Origin of the sequence: Prevotella pallens (genome assembly GCF_900454935.1) — a bacterium.
Lineage (GTDB): Bacteria > Bacteroidota > Bacteroidia > Bacteroidales > Bacteroidaceae > Prevotella > Prevotella pallens.
This window is the reverse complement of sequence record NZ_UGTP01000001.1, coordinates 1740745-1767451: the sequence shown is the minus strand read 5'-3', so window position 1 is coordinate 1767451 and position 26707 is coordinate 1740745. Positions and strand designations below refer to the sequence as shown.

The following is a 26707-nucleotide window of genomic DNA, read 5'->3' as shown; positions in this document are numbered from 1 at the left end:
AAAAGCCTTTTATAAGCTAAAGAGAATAGTTTATTTGGTTGGAATTTCTTCCAAAGTTTTCACTAATAAGTCCCAGAAAGGCTGTGCAGTGTCAATCTTAAATCGTTCTGTTGCTGTATGTGGGCTGCGAATGGTTGGTCCAAGACTGACAACATCAAGATGTGGGTACTTACCAAGAATAATAGAACATTCAAGCCCTGCATGATCAGCCTGTACAATTACATCTTCACCAGTTTGTTCTTTATATACTTTCTCCAATAGGTTCAGAATTTCGCTATTTGGATTTGGATCCCAACCACCATATCTTGCACTAAGTTCTGTTTTCATGCCTGCCAGGTCGAAACAACTCTTTATCTGTGTTGCTAGATACTCTCTCATATCTTCGCGAGCAGAACGAACAAGTACTTTAAAATAAGCTTTATTTGCATCAATGGTAATAATAGCAAGGTTAGAAGAGGTTTCAACAACGTCTGGATAAGCAGGAATCATACGCAAAACACCATTGTGAACTGCATAAATAGCATTAATAATGTTGTCTTGAATTTCTTCTGGAACGAGAGCAGCAGGTTTTTCAACATCTTCAACAAAGAATTCTATATTGCTTTCAATTGTTTTGAACTCGCTTTCGAGTAATTGTCGTTGTGCCTCTACCATTTCTTTAAGTGCAACAACTTTATCTTTAGCAAGTGCAAGTACAACTTCTGCCTTGAATGGAATAGCGTTACGCATATTGCCACCTTGCCATGCTGCTAAGCGTGCACCGAGTTCTGCAGTTGCATCACGTACAAAACGCACCATCTCCTTGTTTGCATTAGCACGTCCTTCGTGAATTTCGAGACCAGAGTGTCCGCCACGGAATCCTTTTAGTGTAACCTTAACAGCTACCTCCTGGTCGTTGGCAACCTCTTTATATTCTAATACAGAGTCTATATCAACACCACCAGCAGAACCGATAACAAACTTACCCCATGTCTCAGAATCTAAGTTCATTAATATATCGCCTTGCAATTCGTCTTCTGGAAGATCATTCGCACCAAACATTCCAGTCTCTTCGTCTCTTGTAATGAGTCCTTCAATAGGTCCGTGTTTCAAGGTCTTATCTTCCATAATACCCATAATTGCAGCAACACCAGCACCATTGTCAGCACCAAGTGTTGTATTATTAGCATAAACCCAACCATCTGTAATGTGAGTTTCGATAGGGTCTGTTTCAAAGATATGGTTACTCTCTGGACTCTTCTGTGGTACCATATCCATGTGCGCCTGTAAGATAACACCTTTACGATTCTCGTATCCAGGTGTAGCAGGTTTACGCATCAAGACATTGCCAGCAGGATCTACAAAGGCTTCCACTCCCACTTTCTTTGCGAAATCGAGCAAGAAGGCTTGCACCTTTTCCATGTGTCCTGTTGGACGTGGAATCTGTGTCAAATCATCAAAGTTGCGCCAAAGAAGTTCTGGGCTGAGATTTCTAATTTCACTCATAGTTTTGTTTGTTTTAAAGGGTTAGTATTTATTTATTTTATACTTGTTTATTTATTTACGAATAATGTCTATCTTTATATTCTTTTTATGTGTGAATGCCAAAGCAATCCAGGCATAAACACCAAGTAAAATTACTAATAGGGTTTGCAATGTGTGCACTATTAGTACGAAATATAGTGCACTTACATCGGCCACGCCATAGATAATGAGCATTGTCTTCACAGCAAAGTGCCATGGACCAGCCCCATTTGGTGTCGGAACTATCACTGCTATTGAACCAACAACGAAACATACCAGTGCACAAGTAGCTCCTAACAATGCAGTTTGACGAAAACAAAAGAATGTTAAGTAAAAATGTAGAAAGTAGCAACCCCATATAGCTAGGCTGTAGAACACAAACAAAGGCATATTCTTTACGTTTCGAACAGAAGTAATGCCTTGCCAAATCCCAGTTAATGCTCCTTTCACTTTTTTATATAAAGGTAAATGTCGCCGAATGATATACAAGAGAATAATAACAGCTATGGCGCAGATGCCTGTAACAAACCAGCCCGTCATTGAAAACTTATGGACGATATTGTCAATATTCGTGCCTGTTTTGAAGAAAAAGTTAGTGAATACTTTTATTTGTGTCAGAATTGCAAACACTGCCATTAATATAACGATAACGATATCTACAGCCCGTTCTGTAACAACAGTACCTAAAGCTTTTGGAAAGGCTACATTATCGTAGCGACTCAATACTCCACAGCGTGCAAATTCGCCTACTCGAGGTATCACGAGGCTAACTGCATACGAGAGAAAAATGGAATTGACACAAACAGAGTTGCGTGTTTGTTCGCCTAACGGTTCCAAAACCTGTTTCCAACGCCAACCTCGAAAGGTTTGTGCTAATATTCCGAAAGGCATAGATAGTAACATCCACGTCCAATTCATCTCGTTTAGAACTACTTGGCGCATTTGTGCAAAGTCGAAGTCTCTATACATCCAATAAAGAATCCCACCGCCCAAAACAAGGGGTAGCACTATCTTTATAGCATTATATAGCAATTTCTTCGTTTCCATTCTGAAAGCAAAGATACATAAATGCTTTTAAATATAGAATATTTTTTCTATCTTTGTCGCCAAATAAAGATAATTTATGAAATCAGTAAAGCCTAAAAAGAATCTCGGGCAACATTTCTTAACCGACTTGAATGTAGCGAAACGTATTGCGGATACAGTAGATGCTTGTCCCAATATACCTATTTTAGAGATTGGTCCAGGTATGGGAGTGCTTACTCAATATCTCGTAGAAAAGCATCGAGATGTAAAGGCAGTAGAAATAGATAAAGAGAGCGTTGCATACCTAAACGAGGCTTTTCCAATACTGCACGATAACATCGTAGGTGCAGATTTCTTACAAATGAATTTGGAAGATATATTTAGTGGTAAACAATTTGTTCTTACAGGCAATTACCCTTACGATATATCATCACAAATTTTCTTTAAGATGCTAGATAATAGGAACCTAATTCCGTGCTGTACAGGTATGATACAACGCGAGGTAGCTTTGCGTATTGCAGCACAACCTGGTAATAAAACGTACGGGATTCTATCTGTATTAATCCAAGCGTGGTACGATGTTGAATATTTGTTCACCGTAGATGAAGATGTATTCAACCCTCCTCCAAAAGTAAAGAGTGCCGTTATTAGAATGACACGCAACAATGTTAGCAAGCTCAATTGCGACGAAATTCTCTTTAAGCGTCTAGTAAAAACGGTATTTAATCAGCGTCGCAAGATGTTACGTGTCAGCTTACGCCAGATGATTCCCAACAAGGCACATAAAAACTTCTATGAACAAGATGTAATGACAAAACGTCCCGAGCAGCTGACTATTGCACAATTTGTAGAACTTACCAATATGGTAGAAGCTGAAATGGCAGTTATAAACGTATAAACAGGTAAAAAAATAATGAGTAAAAAAGAAACATACGAACTATTGCTGAAGCAAATTGCAGCCCTCATAGAGGGAGAGTCGAGCAATAAGGTTGGTGTCTTAGCAAATGTTGCAGCAGCTATTCACCATACTTTTGATACTTTCTTCTGGACGGGTTTCTACCTTTTAAATGAAGGGAATATGTTACAGTTAGGACCATTTCAAGGAACCACAGCTTGTTTTAATATACCAGTGGGAAAAGGAGTCTGTGGAACTGCATTTGCAGAACGTCGAACGCTTATAGTTCCAAATGTAGAAGATTTTCCTGGACATATTGCTTGTAGTTCGTTTTCTCGTTCGGAAATTGTTGTTCCTATATATAATAAGGAGGGAGAAATCGTAGGAGTACTCGATATTGATAGTACAAACCTGAATGCTTTTGATACGATTGATGCTCAATATTTGGAGCAGGCTATGTGTATTCTATCTGCAGAAATCTATACAAACCAATAGAAAAAAACTATAAACTTTGCGCAATTACGAATAAATTCCTAAATTTGTATTTAGAAACAATTAATACGCATACTTATGATAGACGTTAAAGAAACATTAAACGAGGCTGAAGAACGTATGGAGATGGCTGCTATGTATCTCGACGAACAGTTGCAACGTATTCGTGCAGGACGTGCTAACGTGGCAATTCTCGATGGAATAAGAGTAAGTTCATACGGTTCAATGGTACCACTCAATCAAGTTGCCAGTGTAACAGTGCCAGACCCACGTACAATTGCTATTAAACCTTGGGATAAAAAAGCTATCCGTGAAATAGAAAAAGCTATTATGGACTCGGATGTTGGCATTACTCCCGAGAATAATGGAGAGGTTATTCGCCTTAATCTTCCTCAACCAACAGAAGAGCGTCGCCGCGACCTTGTAAAGCAAAGCAACAAGATTGGAGAACGCACAAAGGTAGAAGTGCGTAATGCTCGTTCTGATATTAAAGACAAATTGAAGAAGGCTATAAAAGATGGACTATCTGAAGACCTTGAGAAAGATGCAGAATCCGACTTGCAAAAGATACACGATAAGTTCATAAAACGTATAGATGCGCTTCTTGTTGAGAAAGAAAAAGAAATAATGACCGTATAAAAAATCTCCCTTTATTTACCCTTTGTTGGGTGAGTAAAGGGCTTTTTGTATAGTAATGCGTGGTTTAGTAATAAAGAATACAGGCAGTTGGTACACTGTAAAAACCGATGATGGTCGTGTAATAGAGAGTAAGATAAAAGGTAATTTTCGTCTAAAGGGCATTCGTTCTACCAATCCTGTAGCGGTGGGCGACTATGTAAACCTTATTATCAACCAGGAAGGAACAGCCTTTATATCCGAGATTGAAGATAGGAAAAACTATATTATACGTAAGTCGCCTAACCTTTCCAAGCAAAGTCATATTATTGCAGCCAACCTCGACCAGGCTTTTCTCGTGGTTACGGTAAACTATCCTGAAACTTCAACAACGTTTATCGACCGTTTTCTTGCTTGTGCCGAAGCCTATCGCATTCCTGTTGTTTTGGTTTTTAATAAATACGACTTGCTTGATGAAGATGAACGACGATACCAAAAGGCTGCTATTCATTTATATGAAGGTCTTGATTACAAGTGTGTAACGCTGCAAGCTACCGCCGATGCACCCATAGAAAGGAGTATAGAACAGCTCCACCCATTACTAAAAGATAAGGTTACGCTGCTAAGTGGCAATAGTGGGGTGGGCAAATCTACCATTATCAATGCATTGTTGCCTGGAATTCATTTGCGTACCGCAGAGATTTCAGACTCGCATAATACGGGAATGCACACTACAACCTTTAGCGAAATGTTGGAACTTCCCTACGGAGGCTATATTATAGACACACCAGGCATTAAAGGTTTTGGTACTTTTGACATTGATAAGGAAGAACTTACAAGCTATTTCAGAGAAATTTTCAAGTATTCTAAGTCGTGCCGATTCAATAATTGTACCCATACACACGAACCTGGTTGTGCTGTTCGTAAAGCTGTAGAGGAACATTATATTGCTGAAAGCCGCTACAACAGCTACCTTTCTATGCTTGAGGATAAGGACGAAAATAAGTATCGCGAGGCTTTTTAGGTATTCTTTATATATCAAAGTGTTTAGTGTTACAAGGAAGATAGAATACCTAAACAGTAATAGGGTAAAAAGATATAACATATTATTATTGTTTTCCTTTTACCCTAAGATTATTCTCATTTGTAGAAAGCTTGCTTATATAATACAAGATATAAATGTTGTTTTTTATATTTTTAACACGATAAATACGCTTCTTTTTAATTTTAGAAGGTAATCTTTTGAGTGCTATTACGACGTACAATCAATACGTTTTCATATAGTAGTACAGCGTTTGTAACGTGTAAGCTTATTAATAAAACACATAATGAAGCGTGTAAATATTTTTTATAGTGGTGTGTATTGTCTAACCGTTTTATAATCAATGTTTTGCAAAAACTATTGTTTCGTCTTTCAAAATAGGCTGTTTTACTCAATAAAAACCACCCTTTTGGAACGCAAAACAATAGTTTTTGCAACCTAAAAATGGGTTTGTTGTTTTGTATTTGAATTATCTTTACAAAATGAAAGCTATACTACTTTATCTTAAAGCACATAAAAACAGAAAACCATAGAAGTTTATAAACTATGTCTGAGTTATTGCAAGTCTTATCTTTTTTAATCCGGCTTATTTTTTCTATAGCAGTTTACGAAAAACATTTATGAAGCTTTTGTTCTTTTGAACAAAAAGCACTACCTTTGTAAATATGGAGTTCAGAACGATAGTAAATGTACCGAGACCACGCTTCGAGCTATTGCCCTGTGAGCGTGTGCTATTTGTTGGCTCATGTTTTGCAAGCAATATTGGTGCGAAATTTATAGATTGGAAATTTCGTACCATTGTAAATCCGTTTGGGGTAATGTATAACCCTGCTTCGATACTGCATACGATAGAACGAAGAACCGAGACTTTTGATATCGTCTTTATCACTTTAGGTACAAACCATGTGTATATTGAGAAAGCTACGGGCGAGATAGTAGACAACTGTAACAAACGTCCGCAACGGCTTTTCAATGAGCAGGAACTCAGCATAGCAGTCTGTAAAGACTATCTAAACCGTGCGATAGAACTGCTACAAGAACGCAACCACGATGTTAAAATAATATTCACAGTCAGTCCAATACGATATGCAAAGTATGGTTACCACGAGAGTCAGCTCTCTAAAGCTGTATTGCTTCTATCGGTACACGATGTAATAGGCGAGCATATTGATGAAAATGTAGCCTATTTTCCAGCTTACGAGATAGTGAACGATGAACTTCGCGACTATCGTTTCTATAAAGCCGATATGCTACACCCCAATGAGCAGGCTGTGGAATATATATGGGAACGTCTTGTTGATATGTATTTTTCGCCTTCAGCTAAAGAGTTTCTGCACGAATGGAAACCAGTAAAAGAGGCATTTGCACATCGTCCTTTCAATCCAGAAAGTAGCGAATATAAGAATTTTATGGTAAAAATGAGAGCGCATGCAAAGCTATTGGCGCAAAAATACAATGGATTAATAATAGAAGACCAATGAACACCGAACAAATTTTAGCACATCTTGCCAGACACAATGTTAAGTCTACTGCCAACAGAATATTGATAGCAGAGGCTATTTCGAAACATAATGGACCTGTTTCAATGAAGGAATTAGAAACAAAACTACAAACAATAGATAAATCGAGTATATTCCGCACACTTACATTGTTTAGTAATCAGCACGTTGTACACCAGATGGAAGATGGCAACGATATTGTTCGCTACGAACTTTGTATGAGCAACGACGATGAAACTGACAGCGATATGCACGCTCACTTTTATTGCGAGCAGTGTCAACGCACCACTTGTCTGCACGAAGTAGATATTCCCAAAGTCAGTCTGCCCACCGGTTACAGACTTTCCAGCGTAAACTTTATGCTGAAAGGAGTATGCCCCGAATGTGCAGTAAAGCAGAAACGATAAGGAAAAAAGGTAAAAAAGAAAGCAAAAGCTATACAGCAACTTTGTTTTTGCTGTATCTTTGCACTCTGTAACTTATAGAAAGCAACCGACATTGTATATTTTATGGCAGTCAGGAATCTTTCTGTTAATATTTCGATAATGAGCTATTCAATAGAAAAAATAACACAAGTAGTAAGCGCAGAACGGTATGGAGATACTGCTGCAAGCATAAGTTTTTTGTTAACAGATAGCCGTTCGCTATGTTTTCCCGAAGAAACATTGTTCTTCGCACTACACACCGATCGCAACGATGGTCATCATTACATTCCCGAACTCTATCGGCGTGGCGTGCGAAATTTTGTAGTTGAGAATGTTCCCAATAACTTTTCTGACCTTTATAAGCATGCAAACTTCCTGAAAGTGGGCAATACACTTGCTGCATTTCAGCAACTAGCAACTTTTCATCGTAAGGCTTTTAACATTCCTATTGTAGGTATTACGGGGTCGAATGGTAAAACAATGGTAAAAGAGTGGTTGTCGCAACTGTTCTCTTACGATATGAATGTAACACGTTCGCCAAAGAGTTATAATTCGCAGATAGGCGTTCCGTTATCGCTTTGGCTATTGAACGAAAATTCGCAGATAGGTTTAATAGAAGCAGGCATTAGCAAAGTTGGTGAAATGCAGGCTTTACACGATATAATTATGCCTACTGTGGGAGTACTTACAAGTATAGGTGCAGCTCATCAGGAGAATTTTTCATCGTTAAAAGAGAAGTGTAACGAGAAGCTGTTGTTATTTAAAGGTACACAAGCTTTAATTTATCGGATCGACGATAAGATAGTAGCAAACTGTGTTGCAGAAACTTGTTACGATGGAGAGCTACTAGCATGGTCGGAACACGATACTACTGCAGCTTTTTATGTAGAACGTATAGAAAAGAGCAATACCACATCTACCATACATTATATATGGAAGCATAGCACACATGGAAACTTTATTTTGCCATTCATAGATGATGCTAGTATAAGCAATTGTATTACTTGTGCGGTAGTTGCGTTATATTTTGGCATGCAGCCAGAGGTGTTGGCGCAACGTATGGCGAAGCTTGAACCAGTTGCAATGCGCCTTGAAGTAAAGGAAGGGCAGCATGGTTGTACGCTAATTAACGACTCTTACAACTCTGATATAAACTCGCTCAATATCGCACTCGACTTTATGAATCGTCGCCCAGACCAAAAACATCGTGAACGAACACTTATATTGAGCGATATTTACCAAAGTGGTGAAACCGAAGAGCAGCTTTATGCAGAAGTTGCAGCAATGGTAAAAGAGCGTGGTATAAAGAAGTTTATAGGTGTAGGCAAAGCACTTAATAGACAAAAACAGGCTTTTGGTAGTTTAAAAGATAAGTTCTTTTTTGAAAATACAGCAGATTTCATAGAAAGCAATGTGTTTAAGACTTTACATAATGAAGTTATTTTGTTGAAAGGTGCACGAGTTTTCGACTTTGATAAACTCACCGAACTGTTAGTAAAGAAAGTACACGAGACAGTGTTAGAGGTGAATTTGAATGCTGTAATAAGTAATCTAAACTGGTATCGCTCCTTCTTAAAGCCCGAAACAAAACTTGTTTGTATGATAAAAGCCGATGCTTATGGAGCTGGAGCTGTAGAGATAGCAAAGACTTTACAAGAACATCGTGTAGATTATCTTGCTGTGGCTGTGGCTGACGAAGGAGCTACATTGCGCCGAAATGGCATTACAAGTAACATAATGATAATGAACCCTGAGATGAGCTCGTTTAAAACTCTTTTCGATAACAAGCTTGAACCAGAGGTTTATAGCTTCCGTTTGTTGGAAGCACTAATTAAAGCTGCCGAAAAAGAGGGTATTACAGGATATCCAGTGCATATTAAACTTGATACAGGTATGCATCGGTTAGGTTTCGACCCTCGTACAGATATTGATAGACTCGTGAATCGACTGCACCATCAACATGCTTTAATACCTCGTTCGGTATTTTCTCATTTCGTGGGATCGGACAGTAACGACTTCGATTCTTTCTCAGATAAACAGTTCGCACTATTCGAAGAGGGAAGCAAGAAACTGCAAACAGCTTTCAACCATCATATTATACGACACATGGACAACTCTGCTGGTATAGAACACTTCCCAGAACACCAAATGGATATGTGTCGATTAGGATTAGGACTTTATGGTATTAATCCACGAACCAATGCTATTATAAATAATGTGTCTACATTAAAAACAACTATATTGCAACTTCGGAAAGTTCCAGCAGGCGATACTGTGGGTTATTCTCGTCGTGGTAAGATAGAAAAAGATAGTGTAATAGCTGCTATTCCTATAGGATATGCCGATGGGTTGAACCGTAAATTAGGCAATCGCAACTGTTATTGTCTTGTAAATGGTAAACGTGCTTACTATGTAGGCAATATTTGTATGGATGTAGCTATGATTGATGTAACAGGAATAGATTGTAAAGAAGGCGACAATGTTGAAATATTTGGCGATAATTTACCAGTTACAGTGTTGAGTAATGTGTTGGATACTATTCCATACGAGGTGCTGACTGTGGTGAGCAATAGAGTTAAACGAGTTTACTTTCAAGATTAGATAGGAACGAATGGCATTTATTTATTTTTTTATAGGCTTGCTTATAGGTGCAGTTCTCGCTTACTTATGGGGGCGGAGTCAGGTGGCTACTACCGCCCAGAGTCTCTCTGCTGAACTTGCTGTAGCAAAAAGTAAAATAGAAACAATAGAAAAAAATGCCATCGATAACGTGAATGCAGAGCGAGAACACAGTAAGAAATTGCTCGATGAAATGCAGAAGCAGATAGAAACTACTAAGAAATTAATGCAAGAAGAAATACGCACAATGACAGCGCAAATGCTTTCGGAAAGTAGAGAACATCTGAACACGATAGATAAAGAACGACTAGATGCACTTCTAAAACCGCTTCACGACCGTATAGATATATTCAACCAAAATGTAATAACGGCTACAAAAGAAGATGCAACAAACAAAGCTGAAATTAAAACAACGTTTGAAACAACAATAAAATTGCTACAAGAGGTGCAGACCTCAACGGTGAATAATATTCGTGAAAATAATGAGCGTGCAATAAAAGAATTACGGGAGCAGACCGAACGTATAGGAAATGATGCAGCATTGCTCACACAAGCATTAAAAGGCGACTCTAAATTACAAGGCGATTGGGGTGAAATGATATTGGAAACAACTTTAGAAAATTGTGGATTAACAAAAGGCGAACAATTCTTTTTACAACGAAACTATCAAGATTCTAAAGGAAATAACTTGCGCCCAGATGCTGTTATTGATTTGCCTGGAGGCGAACATGCTGTTATAGATGCTAAGGTCTCGCTGACCGCATACCAGTCTGCTGTAAGTGCAAAAAATGCTGCAGAACAAGAAAGATTCCTAAAGGAACATATCAAGTCAATAAAGAAACATATTGATGAACTATCGGCTAAGAACTACGAAAAGATAGTGCCCAATTGCATTGGCTATGTATTGATGTTTGTTCCATACGAAAGTGGGTACGCAGCGGCAATAAAAGCAGATACTTCTATTTTGCAATATGCATATCGAAAACATATAATTTTGCTGAGTCCGAGTAACCTTTTAATGGCTTTACAGCTCACTCATACTATGTGGCAAAACTACCGTGTTAATAAAAATGTGGAGGAAATATTGCGTATATCAAACGACCTTTATGATAAATTTGTATCATTTGGAGAAACATTTGTGAAGCTTGGAACAAATATTCAGCGGCTTCAAATAGATTACGAGAAGGCTCATTCTCAACTGAGTGAAGGAAAAGGAAATATTCTTCGTCGGCTCGATAATATGAAAACATTGGGTATAACACCTAAGAAAGAATTGCCAGAGGGTTTATAAAATTGTAGTTGGTAGGACTAAAATTCGTTTATAAATATTCAGATAAATAGTTATCTTTCAGCTACTATAGTATAAAAGCATAGGGGCAGTTGTTTCTTATGATATCTAATTCGAAACTGATAGATATCTAAGACAAACGTGATAGATATCTGAAATGAAACTGATAGATATCTAAGACGAACGTGATAGATATTCGGAACAAAAATAGCTATATATGACAACTCTCTCTAAACATCTGAGATATTCTATTTAGTTTGTGAATAAAAAGTAAGTTCTACTTATAATTCCTACGCCCTTTTTCAGCTAAACTCTTTTAAACACAAGCAATAACACTTTTTTGTTATTGCTATATAGCGTTGTTTCAGATGCATAGAGAGGTTTAGAAATAAAAAAAAGGAAGTAGCGATACTTCCTTTTGTAGCGGGACGGGGCTACGATCCCCGGACCTCCGGATTATGAATCCGACGCTCTAACCAACTGAGCTATCCCGCCATCACTAATCAATAAATAGGTTGCTTTTTGAAAGCGGTTGCAAAGGTATATAAAAAAAATGGACCAACAAAATTTATTTGAGAAATTATTGATTCTATTCAAAAAATATGATCTGATTATATAATTCTTAGTGTATTAAGACAGCTCTTTTGATATAAAAATTCGAAAAATAAACGATTACTCTAATTATTTTATGTACTTTTGCAAGAAGATAGTGTGCTAAAGATATTACACAAATAGAATGTTCCATATTAGAAAGTTAGACATCTTTATAATAAAGCAGTTTGGAATGCTCTTCATAGGGACGTTTGTCGTCAGCCTTTTTGTGCTGATGATGCAGTTTTTGTGGCAATATGTTGATGAGTTAATAGGTAAAGGACTCACATTAGATGTGCTTGGAGAGTTCTTTTGGTATATGAGTTTAATGATGGTACCAGAAGCTTTACCACTTGCAGTGCTATTATCATCGCTTATAACTTTTGGAAATCTAGGTGAAAGTTCAGAATTGACGGCAATAAAAGCTGCAGGTATATCGCTAATAAAATCTTTCAGAGGAGTCATAGCATTTACATTGTTCATAGCGCTGATATCGTTCTATTTCCAAAATAGTATTGGACCTGATGCCAAGAAACACTTCGACCAGCTGTTAATTTCGATGAAACAGAAGAGTCCAGAATTAGAAATACCAGAAGGAATCTTTTATAATGGTATTCCAGATACCAATCTCTATGTGGAAAAACGCGATTTGAAAACTGGACATTTATATAATATAATGATTTATCGTATGACCGATTCGTACGAAGATCAAGCCATTATACTTGCCGATTCAGGAATGTTGCAATCAACAGCAGAGAAAAAGCATCTTATATTGAACTTGTGGAACGGAGAATGGTTTGAAAATATGCGCTCGCAAGAATTGAGTAGTAGTGCAAGTGTCCCATATCGCCGTGAGTCTTTCGTTCATAAAAAACTTATAATAGACTTCAACGAGGATTTTAACCTGACCAGTATGGCTGGTATTGCAGACGATGCTCGTACTAAAAGTATAGCCAAAATACATCACGACAAAGATTCGCTTATCCATGTATACGATAGTGTCGGTAATGTCTATTATCGAGATGCGCAACAATCAATTTATCCAATATTGAAGTTGAAAAAGAAGGATATGAACAAAGCTATAATGCTGGCTTCAACTAAGAATTATAATTTAGATTCAATATACACTAAATTGCGTCCTGAAGAGCGTAGCCAAATTATAGAACGTACATTGATGAATACACAACAAACCATCTCTGATCTCGATTTTAAAAGTATGATAACGAGCGATGGTGATAAACTCATTCGAATGCATGATATTGCTGAAATAAATAAATACTTATTGGCATTAACCTGCCTTATCTTCTTTTTTATTGGAGCACCTTTAGGTGCAATTATTCGAAAGGGTGGTTTGGGCGTTCCAATAATAATAAGTGTACTTGTCTTTATTATTTATTACATATTAAATAATACAGGATACAGAATGACACGACAAGGAGATTGGGCTATTTGGTTTGGTCGAGGCCTCTCACCAGCAATACTTATTCCAACTGCTATTTTTATTACTTATAAAGCAAATAACGATTCAGCTGTTTTTAATATCGATCTGTATCGTAACTTCTTTATACGAATCTTAGGATTAAGAATGAAAAGAAATATAAGTAGTAAAGAAGTAATTATTAGTGCACCAAGATATATTGATGATGCCGACATGCTTAGGAAAATGAATAATGAAATAGAGGCGTATGTTGAAAGAAGTAATTTAAAGTCGCCACCTAATTTTATTAAGACATTCTTTAAGTATCAGCCAGATCATGATATAGAACAGCTAAGTAAAAAGCTCGAAACGGTTATAGAAGATTTGAGCAATACACGTAATAGAATAATACTCTCAGAGCTTAATCAGTATCCAATATTAATAACAAAGGCGCATACTCGTCCTTTTGAATACAAATACTTAAATATAGCATCTGCTATAATAATCCCTGTCGGATTATTCTTATATTGCAGAATGTGGGGATTTCGATTACGCTTATATCGCGACTTAAAAACAATAAAGCAAACGAACGAAAGCATTATTGCAGAAACAGAGAAAATAGTAACAAAACAGTAACAATAAATAAATATAAATAAAACCGGAGGTCACATTATATTATATATAATATGACCTTAAACTTAAAATACAATCGATTATGGAGAACTTCGAACTCAGTAGCATAGAAGAAGCTATAAAGGATTTTAAAGAAGGAAAATTCGTTATAGTAGTCGATGATGAAGATCGAGAAAACGAAGGCGACCTTATTATGGCTGCTGAAATGATAACACCAGAAAAGGTGAACTTTATGTTGAAAAATGCACGTGGCGTTCTTTGTGTACCAATAACGCTCTCGCGAGCAAAAGAATTAGATTTACCACATCAGGTTTCAGATAATACATCGGTATTAGGAACGCCATTCACAATAACCGTTGATAAATTAGAAGGGTGTACTACGGGAGTGTCTGCTCACGATCGAGCTGAAACTATAAAAGCATTGGCTGACCCTAAAGCAACACCACAAACATTTGGACGCCCCGGACATATAAATCCATTGTATGCGCAAGATAATGGTGTGCTACGTCGCTCTGGTCATACAGAAGCCGCTATTGATTTATGTAAGATGGCAGGTTGCTTCCCTGCAGGTGTATTAATGGAAATTATGAACGACGATGGCACGATGGCACGTATGCCTCAACTCATCGAAAAAGCAAAAGAATGGAATCTGAAGATAATAAGTATCAAAGATATTATTGCCTACCGTTTACAACGCGAAACAAGTATTGAAGTAGGAGAAGAGGTTGATATGCCAACCATATATGGACATTTCCGCTTAATTCCTTTTCGTCAAACATCTACCGGTGTAGAAAATATGGCATTAATAAAAGGCGAATGGAACGAAGATGAACCAGTATTGGTGCGAGTTCACTCATCTTGTGCAACTGGTGATATTCTAGGAAGTGAACGTTGCGATTGTGGTGAACAGTTGCACAAAGCAATGGAAATGATAGAAAAAGAAGGAAAAGGTGTGCTTATTTATATGCAACAAGAGGGAAGAGGCATAGGACTAATGAATAAGATTGCAGCATATAAATTGCAAGAGCAGGGACTTGATACTGTAGATGCAAACTTGCATTTAGGTTTTAAGCCTGACGAACGCGATTATGGGTGCGGTGCCCAAATGCTACGTCATCTTGGAGTACACAAAATGAAATTGATGACTAATAATCCAACCAAACGAGTAGGACTCGAAGCTTTTGGTTTAGAGATTCAAGAAAATATTCCAATAGAAATACGTCCTACACAATATGATTATCGCTATTTGAAAACGAAAAAAGAACGAATGGGACATGACTTACATTTATAAAAACTTGCTTATCGCACCTTTTAAATAAAGCTATAGCATATTGTTTACGATAGATTATTTTTGAAAATCTATTTCATAGTATCAGCGAAGGATTTATATTGTTTCTTGAATAGACACATTACCTATAACGGCGATGAACGAAGCAAAGTATAACAGCTGTATAAGCTATCACAATGATGTAAAAAGCGAATAAAAACAAGCAAAAAATAACAGTTAAAAGATGTCAATTTAGAGCATAGTTCTCTATTAATTGCTATCTTTGCCAAAGTTGTGCGAGAAAAGCTGGCATTTACTTGGCGGCTAAATTTACAAACGGTTTAAAATCAAATAGATATTAATAATTCAATTCATTTATAACTAAAAAATTAAAATTTTATCATTTATGGCAACTACACAACAAAAAGCAGCCCCACAAAAGAAATCAGAGGGCTTCACAGGAGTTAGAGGCGCATTTTGGATTATCGCATTCTGCGGTTTCGTAGCATTCGCATTGTTCTATCTTTGGTTTGCTAACGATATGCACTTCCAAGATCCACTTACGAGAGAACATCCATCTGATGTATGGGGTACTATATATAAAGGTGGTGTTGTGGTTCCTGTTATCCACACTTTATTACTTACAGTACTTGCAATGTCTATTGAGCGTTGGTTGGCTTTGAAAACAGCTTTCGGCAAAGGTGCTCTTCCTAAATTTGTGGCAAGTATCAAAGCAGCTTTGAAAGATAACGATATGAACAAAGCTACTCAACTTTGTGATAAGCAAAGAGGTTCTGTTGCAAACGTTGTTATGGCATCTATTAATGCTTATAAAGCAATGGAAAGTGGCGCAAATGCAAATATGAAGAAAGCTCAAAAAGTTGCAAAGATTCAACAAGCTCACGAGGAAGCAACTCAACTTGAGATGCCAACTCTTACAATGAACCTTCCTATCATTGCTACACTTGTAACTCTTGGTACTCTTACCGGTCTTCTTGGTACTGTAACTGGTATGATTAAGTCGTTCTCTGCTTTGTCTGCAGGTGGTGGTGCTGACTCTGCTGCACTTTCTGCTGGTATTTCTGAGGCGTTGATTAATACTGCATTCGGTATTGCTACTTCTTGGTGTGCAGTAGTTTCTTATAACTACTTCTCAAACAAGGTAGATAAATTAACTTACGCACTCGATGAGGTTGGTTACTCAATTGCTCAGACATACGAAGTAAACCATACAGAAGAAGCTTAATTTTTTGCTAACCCTCTAAATACATTATCACTATGGGTAAAGTAAAAATTAAGAAAGAAGACGTCTGGATTGACATGACACCAATGTCAGATGTTATGACCTTGTTGCTTACTTTCTTTATGCTCACCTCTACATTCGTAAAGAATGAGCCTGTGAAAGTAAATACACCAGGATCTGTATCTGAGATGAAGGTGCCAGAAAACGGTGTTCTTACAGTACTTATTAGTCCTGAAAAGAACGCTGCAGGTCTACCAACAGGCGAAGGACAAGTATTTATGAGCTACGACAATACTAAAGAATTAGGACAAATCTTAGAAATGGTAGCACCAGATTTGAAGCCAGAACAGAAAAAAACATTCTTGGCAGAATCTACATTTGGGGCTCCTATGGATAAACTTTCATCTTACTTAAGTATGTCTGCAAAAACTCGTAGCGAAGAACTCCCTAAAATGGGAATCCCTCTCGATAGTATTCAAGGGCATGAAATGACTGAATTTCAACAATGGATTAATGCGGCTCGCCAAGTAAATCCTAAAGTTCGAATTGCATTAAAGTCTGATGCGAATACCCCTTATGGTACAGTTAAAAAAGTAATGAGTGAACTCCAAGATATGGATGAAAGTCATTACTATATGATTACACAGTTGGACGCTAAAAAGGCTGCACAAGCAGCTTCTAAGGAGAACTAATAATGTCGAATAAAAAAGAAAGCAAGCAAAAAAAGATGACTGTTCGTGTAGACTTTACACCTATGGTCGATATGTTGATGTTGCTTATCACATTCTTCATGCTTTGTACTTCACTTAGTAAGCCTTCAACTATGGAGCTGACTATGCCAAGTAATGATAAGCAACAGCCAGATGCGAAAAAGAATGAAGCAAAGGAATCACACTCTATAACTATATTTATTGGAGATGGAGATAAGATTCTTTATGGCGAAGGTAAACCACAACTTGATAATCCCAATTGGCTGAAAAAAGCAGATTGGGGAACTGGTAAAAATAGCATTCGTTACGTTCTTCAACACAAGGAAGTAGACAATGGTGCAAGCATACCTTATAACGATATGCGTCTTGCCGTACAGGAATTGCAGAAGAAGAAAGCTGCTAACGAAAAGGCTTATCCTGATAGTATTTATCAAGCTGAACTTACCAATATTAAGTTAGGTAATGTAAACGGTAAGAAGGTTCCAACCTTAACAGTTATCATTAAACCTACTGATAAAGCTTCTTATAAGAATCTAGTTGATATTCTCGATGAAATGCAGATTTCATATATTGCAACTTATGTCATTGATAAGCTCACCCCACAGGAAAAAGATTTGCTTTCAACTAAGGGGTTTAAATTTTAATGATATATAACAATTAAAGGAAAAGAACATGTCAAAAATAGATCTATATGATCCTAAGTGGGTCGATATGGTGTTTGCTGATAAGAATAAGGCGTATGGAGCTTATCAACTTCGTAAGTCTGTTTCACAGCGTAACATCAAGGCATTGGTTATTTTGCTTGTTGCTGCATTCATTGGCGGTGGATATCTGGCTTACCAGATAAAGAAACACAAAGATGAACTTGCCGCTCAAGAAGCATACGCTGCAAAGATGGAATTAGCTGCTTTGGAGCAAGCAAAGAAAGAACAAGCTGAACGAAAGAAACAGCAAAAGAAGGAAGAACCTAAAAAGGTTGAACCTGAAAAAGTTGTTCCAGAAACACGTGCTACTGTTAAGTTTACAGCACCTGTCATCAAAGATGATAAGGAAGTAAAAGAAGAAATGCCTCCAATGGTTAAAATGAACAGAGAAACCAAGGCTATTGGTACTGAAACCAAAGAAGGTGTTGAAGATCGTAATATTGTAGCTGACAGAAGTACAGTGGCAACGCCAGAACAGATTATTCCTAAGATTGAAAAACCTGTAGCTGAAGCTCCAAAAGTTGAAGCTCCAAAGGAAGATATCGAAAAGAAAATCTTTACTTTTGCAGAACAACAACCAACTTTCAAAGGTAATGTCCAGGCTTGGCTTACTTCTCACTTGCAGTATCCTGCATCTGCTGCTGATAATAATATTCAGGGAAAAGTTGTTGTGAAGTTCGTTGTTGGTCGTGATGGTTCTGTTAGTAGAGCAGAAGTTGTACGCGGTGTAGATCCTGCACTTGATCGTGAAGCTCTTCGCGTAGTAAACAGTATGCCTAAATGGAATCCTGGTATGAATAATGGACAGCCTGCAAACGTTTGGTTCCAACTTCCAATTACTTTCAAACTGAACTAATATTAATTTAAGTTTATGAAAAGAACCATATTCTACGTTTTCGTAGGATTGATATTATCTACAGCTTTTCTTTCTTCTTGTGGAAGAAAGAAAGCTATAGATGGTAGAACAGATACACCGACGTCAGGGACGATTAAATTCGCCTCTGACGAAAGTTTTAGCCAATTTCTTGACGAGGAATTGCAAGTATATCAATATCGTTATCCTCAGACGCATCTTTTACCAATTTATACAGATGATAATACGGGTATGAAGATGTTATTAGATCTCAAAGTTAATTTGTTTTTTACTTCTCATGGTTTGCAAAAAGGTGAAGATGCAATTTTGAGAGGAAAAGGTCCAATACCTTCAGTTTTCCCTGTAGGATACGATGGTATTGCCTTTATAATAAACAAAAGTAACTTAGATTCTTGTATTACAGTTACCGATGTTAAGCGTCTTCTTAGAGGCGATGTAACAAAGTGGAATCAGATTTATCCACATTCAAAAAAAGGAAATATCGAAGTTGTATTCGATAATAAAGCATCAGCAACTCTTCATTTTGTTGTTGATTCTATCTTGGGAGGAAAAAACATAAAGAGTCAAAATATTGTAGCTGCTAAAAACAGTAAAGCTGTTATTGACTACGTAAAGAAGACTCCAAACGCTATAGGTGTAATAGGCTCTAATTGGTTGAACGATCGAAGCGATTCTACAAACACCACATTTAGAAATGATATTCGTGTAATGGCGATATCTAAAACTAGTAAAGCAGAAGATTATAATAGTTGGCAACCATATCAGGCTTATTTCCTAGATGGGCGATATCCTTTTGTTAGAACTATATATGCAATAGTAGCCGATCCTCATCAGGCTTTACCTTGGGCATTTGCTAATTTTATTGCAGGACCAATCGGACAAAAAATAATTCTACGAACTGGTTTACTTCCTTATCGTGCCGAAATAACAATTCGAGAGGTTAAGGTAAAAGAATAATGTTACGTTATTTTTTAGCTTAATAGTGAAATCTATATAGATGTTGATTAATAATAGAAAGAAGATTATGAAGACAAAGAAATATTTATTAGTTGGAGCTTTGATACTAAGTTTATCGACTCCTGCCATAGCTCAGAATGATAGTTATAAAGCTGCGCTTAATCCTATTATAAGTGCTATAGAAGCTGCTCCTAACGATGTAAATGCTGGTAAAGATCTTATAAAGGACTACTTAAAAACTTATAAGAAAGATGAACAGGCGCTTACCGCGTTAGGAAATGTTTATTTAGCTCAACGTAACTTTACAGAGGCAATGAAGATTGCTAATTCTATCGTTTCTAATAAGAAAATGAATGGTACTTTAGGATATCTTCTTCTTGGAGATATTGTAGCATTGCAAGATAGTGTTGGTAATGCTGGTGCTGCTGCTCAGAATTATGCAACTGCAATTAGTCTTGATCCACATAATGTTGCTGCTTACGAGCGTTATGCAAAAGTATATCGTCATGTAAATCCACAAGTATCTGTTCAAAAACTTGAAGAGCTTCGTCAAGTTGAACCCAATTATCCTGTGGAAGCAACGGCTGCAGAAATTATGCTTGGTGATGGTAAATATGCAGAAGCTCTCTCTTGGTTCGATAAAGCTAATAGAGCAAACCTGACGGAAGACAATTTCTATAAGTACGGTTATACAGCTTTTATTCTTCGTAAACACGATAAAGTTTTAGAGGTGGTTGAAGATGGTTTAAAACGCTTTCCAAATAGCGAATATATCGCACGTGTAGGAATGATGTCTGCAGTTGAAAAAGGCGACTATGCAAAAGCTTTAAACTTTGCAAACCAAATGTTTGCTGGAAATGGTAAGAAGGTAGCAAACGATTATGCTGTTTACGGAAAAGCCTTAGCAGGAAATAAAGAATATGATAAAGCATTGGAGAACCTTAACAAGGCACTCGATATGGATAAAAAGAATTTCGAGCCAATGAAGACTATAGCTGAAATTTATGCTGCACAAGGAAATGGTGATAAGGCTTTACAGGTTCAAATGGATTATCTTGCTAAAAATCCGAATGCAAATTCTAACGATTGGGCTAAGCTTGCTTCAACATGGGTAGATAAAGCTTCAACAGAGACAGATAAAACTCTTAAGGCTGATTATCTGGATAAGGCAATAGCTATCTATGATCAGATGGCAGTTAAGTTTCCTTCTATCTCAGATTGGATTTGGTCTAACCAAGCTAACGCTGCTCAAATGAAGAACGATGCTGATAAAGTGGCAGATATTTATAAAAAGATTGCTGCTTTTGAAGAAGCAAAGCCGAATCTTGATGCCGATTCAAAGGCATATTTAGAGCAAGTTTATTATGGTTTAGGCTATTATTATTCAAAGCTTGGTAATGCAGAAATGGCTAAACAGTACTTTAACAAAGTATTATCAGTAAATCCAAACAATGAAAATGCAAAGAAAGCTTTAGGGCTCTAATTTAGATATTTAATTTGTTTTTTTTTAGACAGGGGGTGTATCATTTATCTGATACTGCCCCTTTTTTATTTATTGAGGTTTTCAGCCTATCAAATGTTCATTACGCTATGATATTGTTGATTCTCCTCTTCAAATCAGTAACAGTTGTCTTATGGGGCTATATTTTAATCATCTGCAATATTTTCAGTCTTGGTAAATAGATTCCCATACAATGTAAGCTTATTTCTTGCTAACCTTATTCAGGTCTTGGTTAATATAATTTGCTTGAACTCAGATTATAATTTTGGAAACGGTTATTGTAGAATCTAATCTCATCGTCTTCACACTGTTCTAATTGGCGGAAGGGAGATAAAAAGACACGGATAGCCTTACAGTTGTGAAGGTTACCATATATATCCTTGTCAGTCTGCCATATAACTGTATCATAACTCTCATATATTTCCATAGGGCACTCTCATATAGTCGTTAATGATAGTGTAGCGTCCACCATTCTGTGCATTTAGGCAGAACTATACTTTTACACAGACTTTACTTCTATATTAAATCCCTTACATAAATTGGCAAAATACTTAGAAACAATATAATGTGATTTAAATGAACAATCTCGTAAAATATAGAAATTATCACATCTTGTTTGATAGAAAAATGGAGTATCTGGCAAGGAAGAACCATCAGTCAATGTACGACTTCCTGAACGTTGTAAATCTAGAATATTATCACTTTTAATAATGCGGCCTAAGAAAAAATCGACAGTTTTATCCTTTATTTTTATCTTACATGGGAAGAACTGTAATTCCTCCTTTAATAATTCATTATATTTCTTAACGAACTTACAAGAGAAAATGGGTATAGGTATAATACAATTCAAAAAATCAAGTTTTAAAATTTGATTATATGTATAACCTTTTCCTGCAACGAGAAGAGGATTTACATATTGATACGGTATAACATTCTTATTTTCAATAAAAAAATCCCAATATCTTTGTGAATCAGATTGTGATTTGAAATAAATAATCTGATTCGCATTTGTTTCATGTTGATTTATTATAAACATATTTAATGGCTTTTTATTTTACCATAGAGTTAGCCAGCAAATGCAAAATTATAAATAATATCTGGAATAGCTAATAATGAACATAAAATTAGTAATTAAATATTTTTTTGGAAATAATAAATCATATTCTTTTGGGAATTACAGCCAACCATAGTTGTTTTGAATAAAGAGAGCCTTTGCTAAATAGAATAAAATTTATGTTGAAATATCTATACTTGGCTACAACAAAGGAACTATAGAATAGGAATGCAAGAAGGAGAAAAAAGTTATACTCAGTATTACACTACATATATGTGCTTAGGAGCTTAATAACAACTACCAGACAGCTTTTAATTACAAAATATTTTTTTTTAATTATAATTTTTTATTTTATAATTAAAAACTTAGTGAAATGTAATTAGAATTTTCATTGTGGCAGATATTGTCTTCAAAAAGTGTGTAAGTCTATATTTTTCTTATCTTTGTATTCTGTAAAACATATAATAGTAAAATGGAACTTACGCAATTACAAATTTCTGAAATTCTTTCTAATACCACAAATAGCAGCGAAGGTTTTATTAGCTTCAGTAATTATGAATTCCGTAGACTCAATCAGCAATTGCAAAATTATTATATTTTTCTGTAGAACTCGTATGTTGGTGTTTGAAGAAAATAGTTTTTGTTGTATTTTCCAAATCGAAGTACAATAAACAAGATTTTTATTTTTAAATTTTTATGAAACATCAAGTTATAAAACACTCCCCTAACTGCTGAAAAAATATGAGAGTTTCTTCTTGTTTTTTATTTCCGTATTTTCATATCCTTTCTTTTTATTGGTTTATAGAATCTTATGTATATGTTTCTTTGTACTTCCAATTATAAAATATGAGGTTATACCTTTGTTTATATATTCACATTACGGTAGAACTAACGTATAAGAAACTTAAAACATAAATAATGTTTGTCCGTATTCTGAAAAATATGTAACTTTGAAGCATTAAATACGTTGATAATTAATAATCAAAATTGAAACTACGATGGCAAATTCTTTAGACGAAGTAACAGGACCAGTTAATGAATCAGGACGTGATATACATGTAATTGATAAACAATTACCAGTGTCTATAGGTGCAGGCTCCACTATTTTTCAAATAGCTTTATGGGTTGTAATCCCCATTTTAGTACTATTATATGTAGCCCTTATGGGAAGTACAATACCTAATCCGTTATTTGTTGCGGTTGTAGGTTGTATTGTAGGAATTCTTCCAGGCGTTATTTTTATTTTTATGAAAATATCTGCACGTAACTATTTTCAACAATTGGAACAGCGCATTCAGGCAGAAGCGTCAAACATTGATAACTATCTCGAACAACGTGTTGATATTCTTACAAATGTAGTCGGACTTGTTGACCGTGCTATCGATTTAGATAAAGATGTTATGAAAGCTGTCGCAGCACTTCGTGGAGGTTCTGTAAACGAATCTAACCGTAATGAAGTTAATGCACAAGTAGGTTCGGCTTTAGGCAGACTTTTTCCACAAGTAGAAGCTTATCCAGAACTTAAAGCACATAGTGCTATTGCTGATGCTATGCAACAAAATAATTATTTACAACGCGAAATAACAGCAGCTAGAACAGTATATAATAGTAGAGTAACCCAATGGAATACAGATATATTCTCTTGGCCTACTAAGATGATTGTAGCCGCTCAACAAGGTTATACCACACGTATTCCATTTACAACATCTTCTGAAGTACGTCAAGCTGCACGTGCAAAATTCTTTTAAGTTACGGAAAACTCTTCTAATAAAATAGAATGGTAGAAGATATTTACGATCCATTAGAGGAATACAGCAACGTTTATCGAGAAAAGTTTAAGAAAGTTTGCGAAGATACCTTTGCAGAATTAGCTCGTGAGGCTAATATTGATATCGAAGCGAATCGTCAAACCTGTCAAAAAGTATATGATAATGAAGCTTTTCTAGCTAAAATAAAATCTAAAATAACTTGGTGGACGGTTCTTTGTGTCCTATTATGGATAGGTGTTATTGTTGGTGCCTTATCCATTTATGGAAACAAAACAGAGTGGGGAATAGAACTAATACTTGCCGTAGGTGTGGGTTCTGCATTATCTTTGTTCTTTCTTATTTCAAAAGTGCACCCTAAATTGAAATCATTAAAGAGTGAACGTGATAATATTTCTAATATTATTACTTGTTTAAAAGATGAAGCTTGGAACCAAATGGCTCCACTAAACCAACTTTATGATTGGGATATACTTACTAGAATGATGACGAAGACAGTACCTCGATTAGAATTTGATCGTTATTTTACCACTCAACGTTTGGCTGATTTACGGAAAACTTATGGTTGGGACGATTCTTTTAATGAGGAGCGTTCTGTCGTTTATTCTCACTCAGGACTTATCAATGGTAATCCATTTGTAATCTGTCGTACACGAAAAATGGAGATGGGAACCAAAACATACCATGGTTATAAGACAATTTATTGGACGGAAACCGAAACCGATGATAAAGGAAACAGACGAAGAGTGCAACGCTCAGAGACTCTCCATGCAACAGTAACAGCCCCATATCCAGAATATTTTGAAAAGACACGATTGATATATGGAAACACTGCAGCACCTGATTTAAAATTCTATCGTAAACCAAGTGGATTGGCTGGTAAAGAAAGTTCTTTGCGTTACAAGTGGAATAGATTTACTTTGCGTCGGAAAGCTCGTAATTTAGAAAATGGCGATTTTGCAATGTTAACGAATGAAGAGTTTGAAGTTGCATTTAATACTAGTAACCGAAACAACAATCAACAATATGCCTTACTTTTCACACCATTGGCTCAAGAAAGTATGATGAAGTTGTTGCAAGACGATAAAGATGGCTTTGGAGACGATTTCGATTTCGATAAAAACAAGATGATTAATATCATTTTTGCGAATCATATACAAGGCTTAAATCTCGATTTAAATCCAAGCCAGTATCATAGTTTCGATTACAATAAAGCGCAAGAAGATTTCCAACGTATCAATTCAATCTATTTCCGTGCAATATATTTTGTGTTTGCTCCTTTGCTTTGTGTACCAATGTATCAGCAAATACGTCCTCAATCAGCTATTTATGGGCTTGACATGCCACAAAAAAGTTCGTTTTGGGAGCACGAAGCTTTGGCTAATTTTTGGGGACAAAAGCATTTTCAACATCCACAATGCGTTACAAACTGTATATTGAAAACAGAAGAAGCACCGCAAAACGATGGGAGTACATTACTTAATGTGTCCGCTTATGGTTATCGTTCTGAATCTCGTATAACTTATATTAGTAAGTTTGGTGGCGATGGACATTACCACAATGTACCTGTGGAATGGAATGAATATTTACCAGTTACAGGATATGGAAGTATTGTTATGCGAGAAGATAATTCGCAAGAAGTTTCTGAGATAACGCAAAAACAACGATTAAGTCATATCGACGAAGTGCTTAAAAAGAGTAACTTGAACATTTATAGAAGACACATCGCTTCAAAAGTATAGATACTTCTTTTATATTTATCTCTTTGTAGTCTGGCACCAACATAATTGATGTTAGGTTATTATGTGTTTGAATGAAATTTATTAGATTCCCATACCACATCTATTATTAAATTTGTATATTTGTATTGTACTATTAAATTAGTGCAAATACATTTTTGAGTCTAACTTTATAGTAGTTAAATAAAACTATTTATCAGAATATTTCGATGAAGAATATAAACTTTATTGCTATCGATTTTGAAACAGCTACGTCTAAACGAGCATCTATTTGCGAAGCTGGTATTTGTGTAGTAAAAAATGGAAAAGTAGTAGAAACAAAATCGTGGTTAGTTCGCCCGGAAGGGAACAATTATAGTTTTTGGAATATTCAGGTGCATGGAATTCAACCAGAAGATACTATTAATTCGCCAATATTTCCTGACGTTTGGACAGAAATAACCAAATATCTGTACGATTATCCTGTGTTAGTGGCTCATAATGCAGCATTCGATATAAGCTGTATTCGTCATTCTTTGAAATATTATGGCTTACCCACACCCGATGTTTCCTATTATTGCTCGTTTCGAGCTGCCAGACATATTTACGATTTCGAATGTAATAAGCTTGATTATCTCTGTAATCAATTTGATATACCTTACGGTACACACCATCGTGCGGGCGATGATGCGGAAATGTGTGCCCGCCTTTTCCTACGCGAAATAAAAGATGCTGGCTGGGTAGAGTTGGAAGAAATGGATTATTGTAACGGCAAACTCTAAATAGAATAGCAACTTTTTTATATAAGTTGTTTTTCACGAATAAAACAAATGGTTCCTATACAAAATGTATAGAGACCATTTATTTT

The 26707-nt window shown here is 36.1% G+C and carries 22 protein-coding genes and 1 tRNA gene; 19 read left to right on the top strand and 4 right to left on the bottom strand.

Going from position 1 to position 26707, the window contains the following annotated elements:
• Positions 1 to 30 precede the first annotated feature (30 nt).
• Together DX009_RS07510 and DX009_RS07505 are read right to left on the bottom strand one after the other, a co-directional pair.
• Entirely contained in the window at positions 31 to 1485 is a 1455-nt protein-coding gene (locus tag DX009_RS07510) for an aminoacyl-histidine dipeptidase (protein ID WP_115083562.1), read from the bottom strand.
• A 51-nt stretch (positions 1486 to 1536) separates the two neighbouring features.
• Positions 1537 to 2550, bottom strand: coding sequence for a lysylphosphatidylglycerol synthase transmembrane domain-containing protein (locus DX009_RS07505; RefSeq protein ID WP_115083561.1), 1014 nt, complete (start codon positions 2548 to 2550; stop codon positions 1537 to 1539).
• Positions 2551 to 2626: 76 nt separating this feature from the next.
• Here DX009_RS07505 and rsmA point away from each other — a divergent pair, with 76 nt between their 5' ends.
• From rsmA to DX009_RS07465, 8 genes are all read left to right on the top strand, one after another.
• Complete coding sequence (gene rsmA / locus DX009_RS07500) at positions 2627 to 3427, top strand: 16S rRNA (adenine(1518)-N(6)/adenine(1519)-N(6))-dimethyltransferase RsmA (RefSeq protein ID WP_115083560.1); 801 nt, start codon at positions 2627 to 2629, stop codon at positions 3425 to 3427.
• A gap of 15 nt (positions 3428 to 3442) precedes the next feature.
• A complete protein-coding gene (locus DX009_RS07495) occupies positions 3443 to 3919 on the top strand; it encodes a GAF domain-containing protein (protein ID WP_115083559.1) in 477 nt (158 codons plus the stop codon).
• 75 nt (positions 3920 to 3994) lie between these two features.
• On the top strand, positions 3995 to 4555 hold the full coding sequence (gene frr, locus DX009_RS07490) for a ribosome recycling factor (RefSeq protein ID WP_115083558.1): 561 nt from the start codon (positions 3995 to 3997) through the stop codon (positions 4553 to 4555).
• Positions 4556 to 4610: 55 nt separating this feature from the next.
• Positions 4611 to 5555, top strand: coding sequence for a ribosome small subunit-dependent GTPase A (gene rsgA, locus DX009_RS07485; RefSeq protein WP_115083557.1), 945 nt, complete (start codon positions 4611 to 4613; stop codon positions 5553 to 5555).
• A 683-nt stretch (positions 5556 to 6238) separates the two neighbouring features.
• Positions 6239 to 7054, top strand: coding sequence for a GSCFA domain-containing protein (locus DX009_RS07480; protein ID WP_115083556.1), 816 nt, complete (start codon positions 6239 to 6241; stop codon positions 7052 to 7054).
• A complete protein-coding gene (locus tag DX009_RS07475) occupies positions 7051 to 7479 on the top strand; it encodes a Fur family transcriptional regulator (RefSeq protein WP_006044447.1) in 429 nt (142 codons plus the stop codon). Before DX009_RS07480 ends, DX009_RS07475 begins: the two co-directional genes overlap by 4 nt.
• 138 nt (positions 7480 to 7617) lie before the next feature.
• Positions 7618 to 10098, top strand: coding sequence for a bifunctional UDP-N-acetylmuramoyl-tripeptide:D-alanyl-D-alanine ligase/alanine racemase (locus DX009_RS07470; protein WP_115083555.1), 2481 nt, complete (start codon positions 7618 to 7620; stop codon positions 10096 to 10098).
• Between the two features lie 10 nt (positions 10099 to 10108).
• Complete coding sequence (locus tag DX009_RS07465) at positions 10109 to 11407, top strand: DNA recombination protein RmuC (protein ID WP_115083554.1); 1299 nt, start codon at positions 10109 to 10111, stop codon at positions 11405 to 11407.
• 418 nt (positions 11408 to 11825) lie between these two features.
• Here the strand turns inward: DX009_RS07465 and DX009_RS07460 are convergent.
• Positions 11826 to 11899, bottom strand: a tRNA-Met gene (locus DX009_RS07460).
• A 241-nt stretch (positions 11900 to 12140) separates the two neighbouring features.
• Here DX009_RS07460 and DX009_RS07455 point away from each other — a divergent pair.
• The 8 genes from DX009_RS07455 to DX009_RS07420 all read left to right on the top strand — a co-directional run bounded on the left by DX009_RS07455 (position 12141) and on the right by DX009_RS07420 (position 21283).
• Positions 12141 to 14048, top strand: a complete 1908-nt coding sequence (locus tag DX009_RS07455) for an LptF/LptG family permease (protein WP_115083553.1) — start codon at positions 12141 to 12143, stop codon at positions 14046 to 14048.
• Between the two features lie 79 nt (positions 14049 to 14127).
• Entirely contained in the window at positions 14128 to 15336 is a 1209-nt protein-coding gene (locus tag DX009_RS07450; RefSeq protein WP_006044451.1) for a bifunctional 3,4-dihydroxy-2-butanone-4-phosphate synthase/GTP cyclohydrolase II, read from the top strand.
• 382 nt (positions 15337 to 15718) lie between these two features.
• Complete coding sequence (locus DX009_RS07445) at positions 15719 to 16558, top strand: MotA/TolQ/ExbB proton channel family protein (protein WP_115083552.1); 840 nt, start codon at positions 15719 to 15721, stop codon at positions 16556 to 16558.
• A 32-nt stretch (positions 16559 to 16590) separates the two neighbouring features.
• Positions 16591 to 17247: an ExbD/TolR family protein gene (locus tag DX009_RS07440; protein WP_115083551.1), complete on the top strand. Its 657-nt coding sequence runs from the start codon at positions 16591 to 16593 to the stop codon at positions 17245 to 17247.
• 2 nt (positions 17248 to 17249) lie between these two features.
• Complete coding sequence (locus tag DX009_RS07435; protein ID WP_115083550.1) at positions 17250 to 17909, top strand: ExbD/TolR family protein; 660 nt, start codon at positions 17250 to 17252, stop codon at positions 17907 to 17909.
• A 28-nt stretch (positions 17910 to 17937) separates the two neighbouring features.
• Positions 17938 to 18825 carry an energy transducer TonB gene (locus DX009_RS07430; RefSeq protein ID WP_115083549.1) on the top strand — a complete coding sequence of 296 codons (888 nt, stop codon included), beginning with the start codon at positions 17938 to 17940 and terminating at the stop codon, positions 18823 to 18825.
• Between the two features lie 15 nt (positions 18826 to 18840).
• On the top strand, positions 18841 to 19800 hold the full coding sequence (locus DX009_RS07425; RefSeq protein WP_006044456.1) for a PstS family phosphate ABC transporter substrate-binding protein: 960 nt from the start codon (positions 18841 to 18843) through the stop codon (positions 19798 to 19800).
• Positions 19801 to 19867: 67 nt separating this feature from the next.
• A complete protein-coding gene (locus tag DX009_RS07420) occupies positions 19868 to 21283 on the top strand; it encodes a tetratricopeptide repeat protein (protein ID WP_115083836.1) in 1416 nt (471 codons plus the stop codon).
• A gap of 517 nt (positions 21284 to 21800) precedes the next feature.
• Here the strand turns inward: DX009_RS07420 and DX009_RS07415 are convergent.
• Entirely contained in the window at positions 21801 to 22337 is a 537-nt protein-coding gene (locus DX009_RS07415) for a hypothetical protein (RefSeq protein WP_115083548.1), read from the bottom strand.
• Between the two features lie 1016 nt (positions 22338 to 23353).
• Between DX009_RS07415 and DX009_RS07405 the strand changes: the two genes are divergently transcribed.
• From DX009_RS07405 to DX009_RS07395, 3 genes are all read left to right on the top strand, one after another.
• Complete coding sequence (locus tag DX009_RS07405; RefSeq protein WP_006044461.1) at positions 23354 to 24103, top strand: LemA family protein; 750 nt, start codon at positions 23354 to 23356, stop codon at positions 24101 to 24103.
• A gap of 29 nt (positions 24104 to 24132) precedes the next feature.
• Positions 24133 to 25863: an MAG1210 family protein gene (locus tag DX009_RS07400; protein WP_115083547.1), complete on the top strand. Its 1731-nt coding sequence runs from the start codon at positions 24133 to 24135 to the stop codon at positions 25861 to 25863.
• Between the two features lie 206 nt (positions 25864 to 26069).
• Entirely contained in the window at positions 26070 to 26621 is a 552-nt protein-coding gene (locus DX009_RS07395) for a 3'-5' exonuclease (protein WP_115083546.1), read from the top strand.
• Positions 26622 to 26707: the final 86 nt, after the last annotated feature.

What these genes read in the sequence shown, in the direction of transcription:
- frr (WP_115083558.1), top strand. Translation starts at nt 3,995, where the DNA reads ATGATAGACGTTAAAGAAACATTAAACGAGGCTGAAGAACGTATGGAG.
- DX009_RS07440 (WP_115083551.1), top strand. Translation starts at nt 16,591, where the DNA reads ATGGGTAAAGTAAAAATTAAGAAAGAAGACGTCTGGATTGACATGACA.
- rsgA (WP_115083557.1), top strand. Translation starts at nt 4,611, where the DNA reads ATGCGTGGTTTAGTAATAAAGAATACAGGCAGTTGGTACACTGTAAAA.
- rsmA (WP_115083560.1), top strand. Translation starts at nt 2,627, where the DNA reads ATGAAATCAGTAAAGCCTAAAAAGAATCTCGGGCAACATTTCTTAACC.
- DX009_RS07395 (WP_115083546.1), top strand. Translation starts at nt 26,070, where the DNA reads ATGAAGAATATAAACTTTATTGCTATCGATTTTGAAACAGCTACGTCT.
- DX009_RS07435 (WP_115083550.1), top strand. Translation starts at nt 17,250, where the DNA reads ATGTCGAATAAAAAAGAAAGCAAGCAAAAAAAGATGACTGTTCGTGTA.
- DX009_RS07465 (WP_115083554.1), top strand. Translation starts at nt 10,109, where the DNA reads ATGGCATTTATTTATTTTTTTATAGGCTTGCTTATAGGTGCAGTTCTC.
- DX009_RS07455 (WP_115083553.1), top strand. Translation starts at nt 12,141, where the DNA reads ATGTTCCATATTAGAAAGTTAGACATCTTTATAATAAAGCAGTTTGGA.
- DX009_RS07510 (WP_115083562.1), bottom strand. Translation starts at nt 1,485, where the DNA reads ATGAGTGAAATTAGAAATCTCAGCCCAGAACTTCTTTGGCGCAACTTT.
- DX009_RS07470 (WP_115083555.1), top strand. Translation starts at nt 7,618, where the DNA reads ATGAGCTATTCAATAGAAAAAATAACACAAGTAGTAAGCGCAGAACGG.
- DX009_RS07475 (WP_006044447.1), top strand. Translation starts at nt 7,051, where the DNA reads ATGAACACCGAACAAATTTTAGCACATCTTGCCAGACACAATGTTAAG.
- DX009_RS07450 (WP_006044451.1), top strand. Translation starts at nt 14,128, where the DNA reads ATGGAGAACTTCGAACTCAGTAGCATAGAAGAAGCTATAAAGGATTTT.
- DX009_RS07425 (WP_006044456.1), top strand. Translation starts at nt 18,841, where the DNA reads ATGAAAAGAACCATATTCTACGTTTTCGTAGGATTGATATTATCTACA.
- DX009_RS07420 (WP_115083836.1), top strand. Translation starts at nt 19,868, where the DNA reads ATGAAGACAAAGAAATATTTATTAGTTGGAGCTTTGATACTAAGTTTA.
- DX009_RS07400 (WP_115083547.1), top strand. Translation starts at nt 24,133, where the DNA reads ATGGTAGAAGATATTTACGATCCATTAGAGGAATACAGCAACGTTTAT.
- DX009_RS07495 (WP_115083559.1), top strand. Translation starts at nt 3,443, where the DNA reads ATGAGTAAAAAAGAAACATACGAACTATTGCTGAAGCAAATTGCAGCC.
- DX009_RS07480 (WP_115083556.1), top strand. Translation starts at nt 6,239, where the DNA reads ATGGAGTTCAGAACGATAGTAAATGTACCGAGACCACGCTTCGAGCTA.
- DX009_RS07430 (WP_115083549.1), top strand. Translation starts at nt 17,938, where the DNA reads ATGTCAAAAATAGATCTATATGATCCTAAGTGGGTCGATATGGTGTTT.
- DX009_RS07405 (WP_006044461.1), top strand. Translation starts at nt 23,354, where the DNA reads ATGGCAAATTCTTTAGACGAAGTAACAGGACCAGTTAATGAATCAGGA.
- DX009_RS07445 (WP_115083552.1), top strand. Translation starts at nt 15,719, where the DNA reads ATGGCAACTACACAACAAAAAGCAGCCCCACAAAAGAAATCAGAGGGC.
- DX009_RS07505 (WP_115083561.1), bottom strand. Translation starts at nt 2,550, where the DNA reads ATGGAAACGAAGAAATTGCTATATAATGCTATAAAGATAGTGCTACCC.
- DX009_RS07415 (WP_115083548.1), bottom strand. Translation starts at nt 22,337, where the DNA reads ATGTTTATAATAAATCAACATGAAACAAATGCGAATCAGATTATTTAT.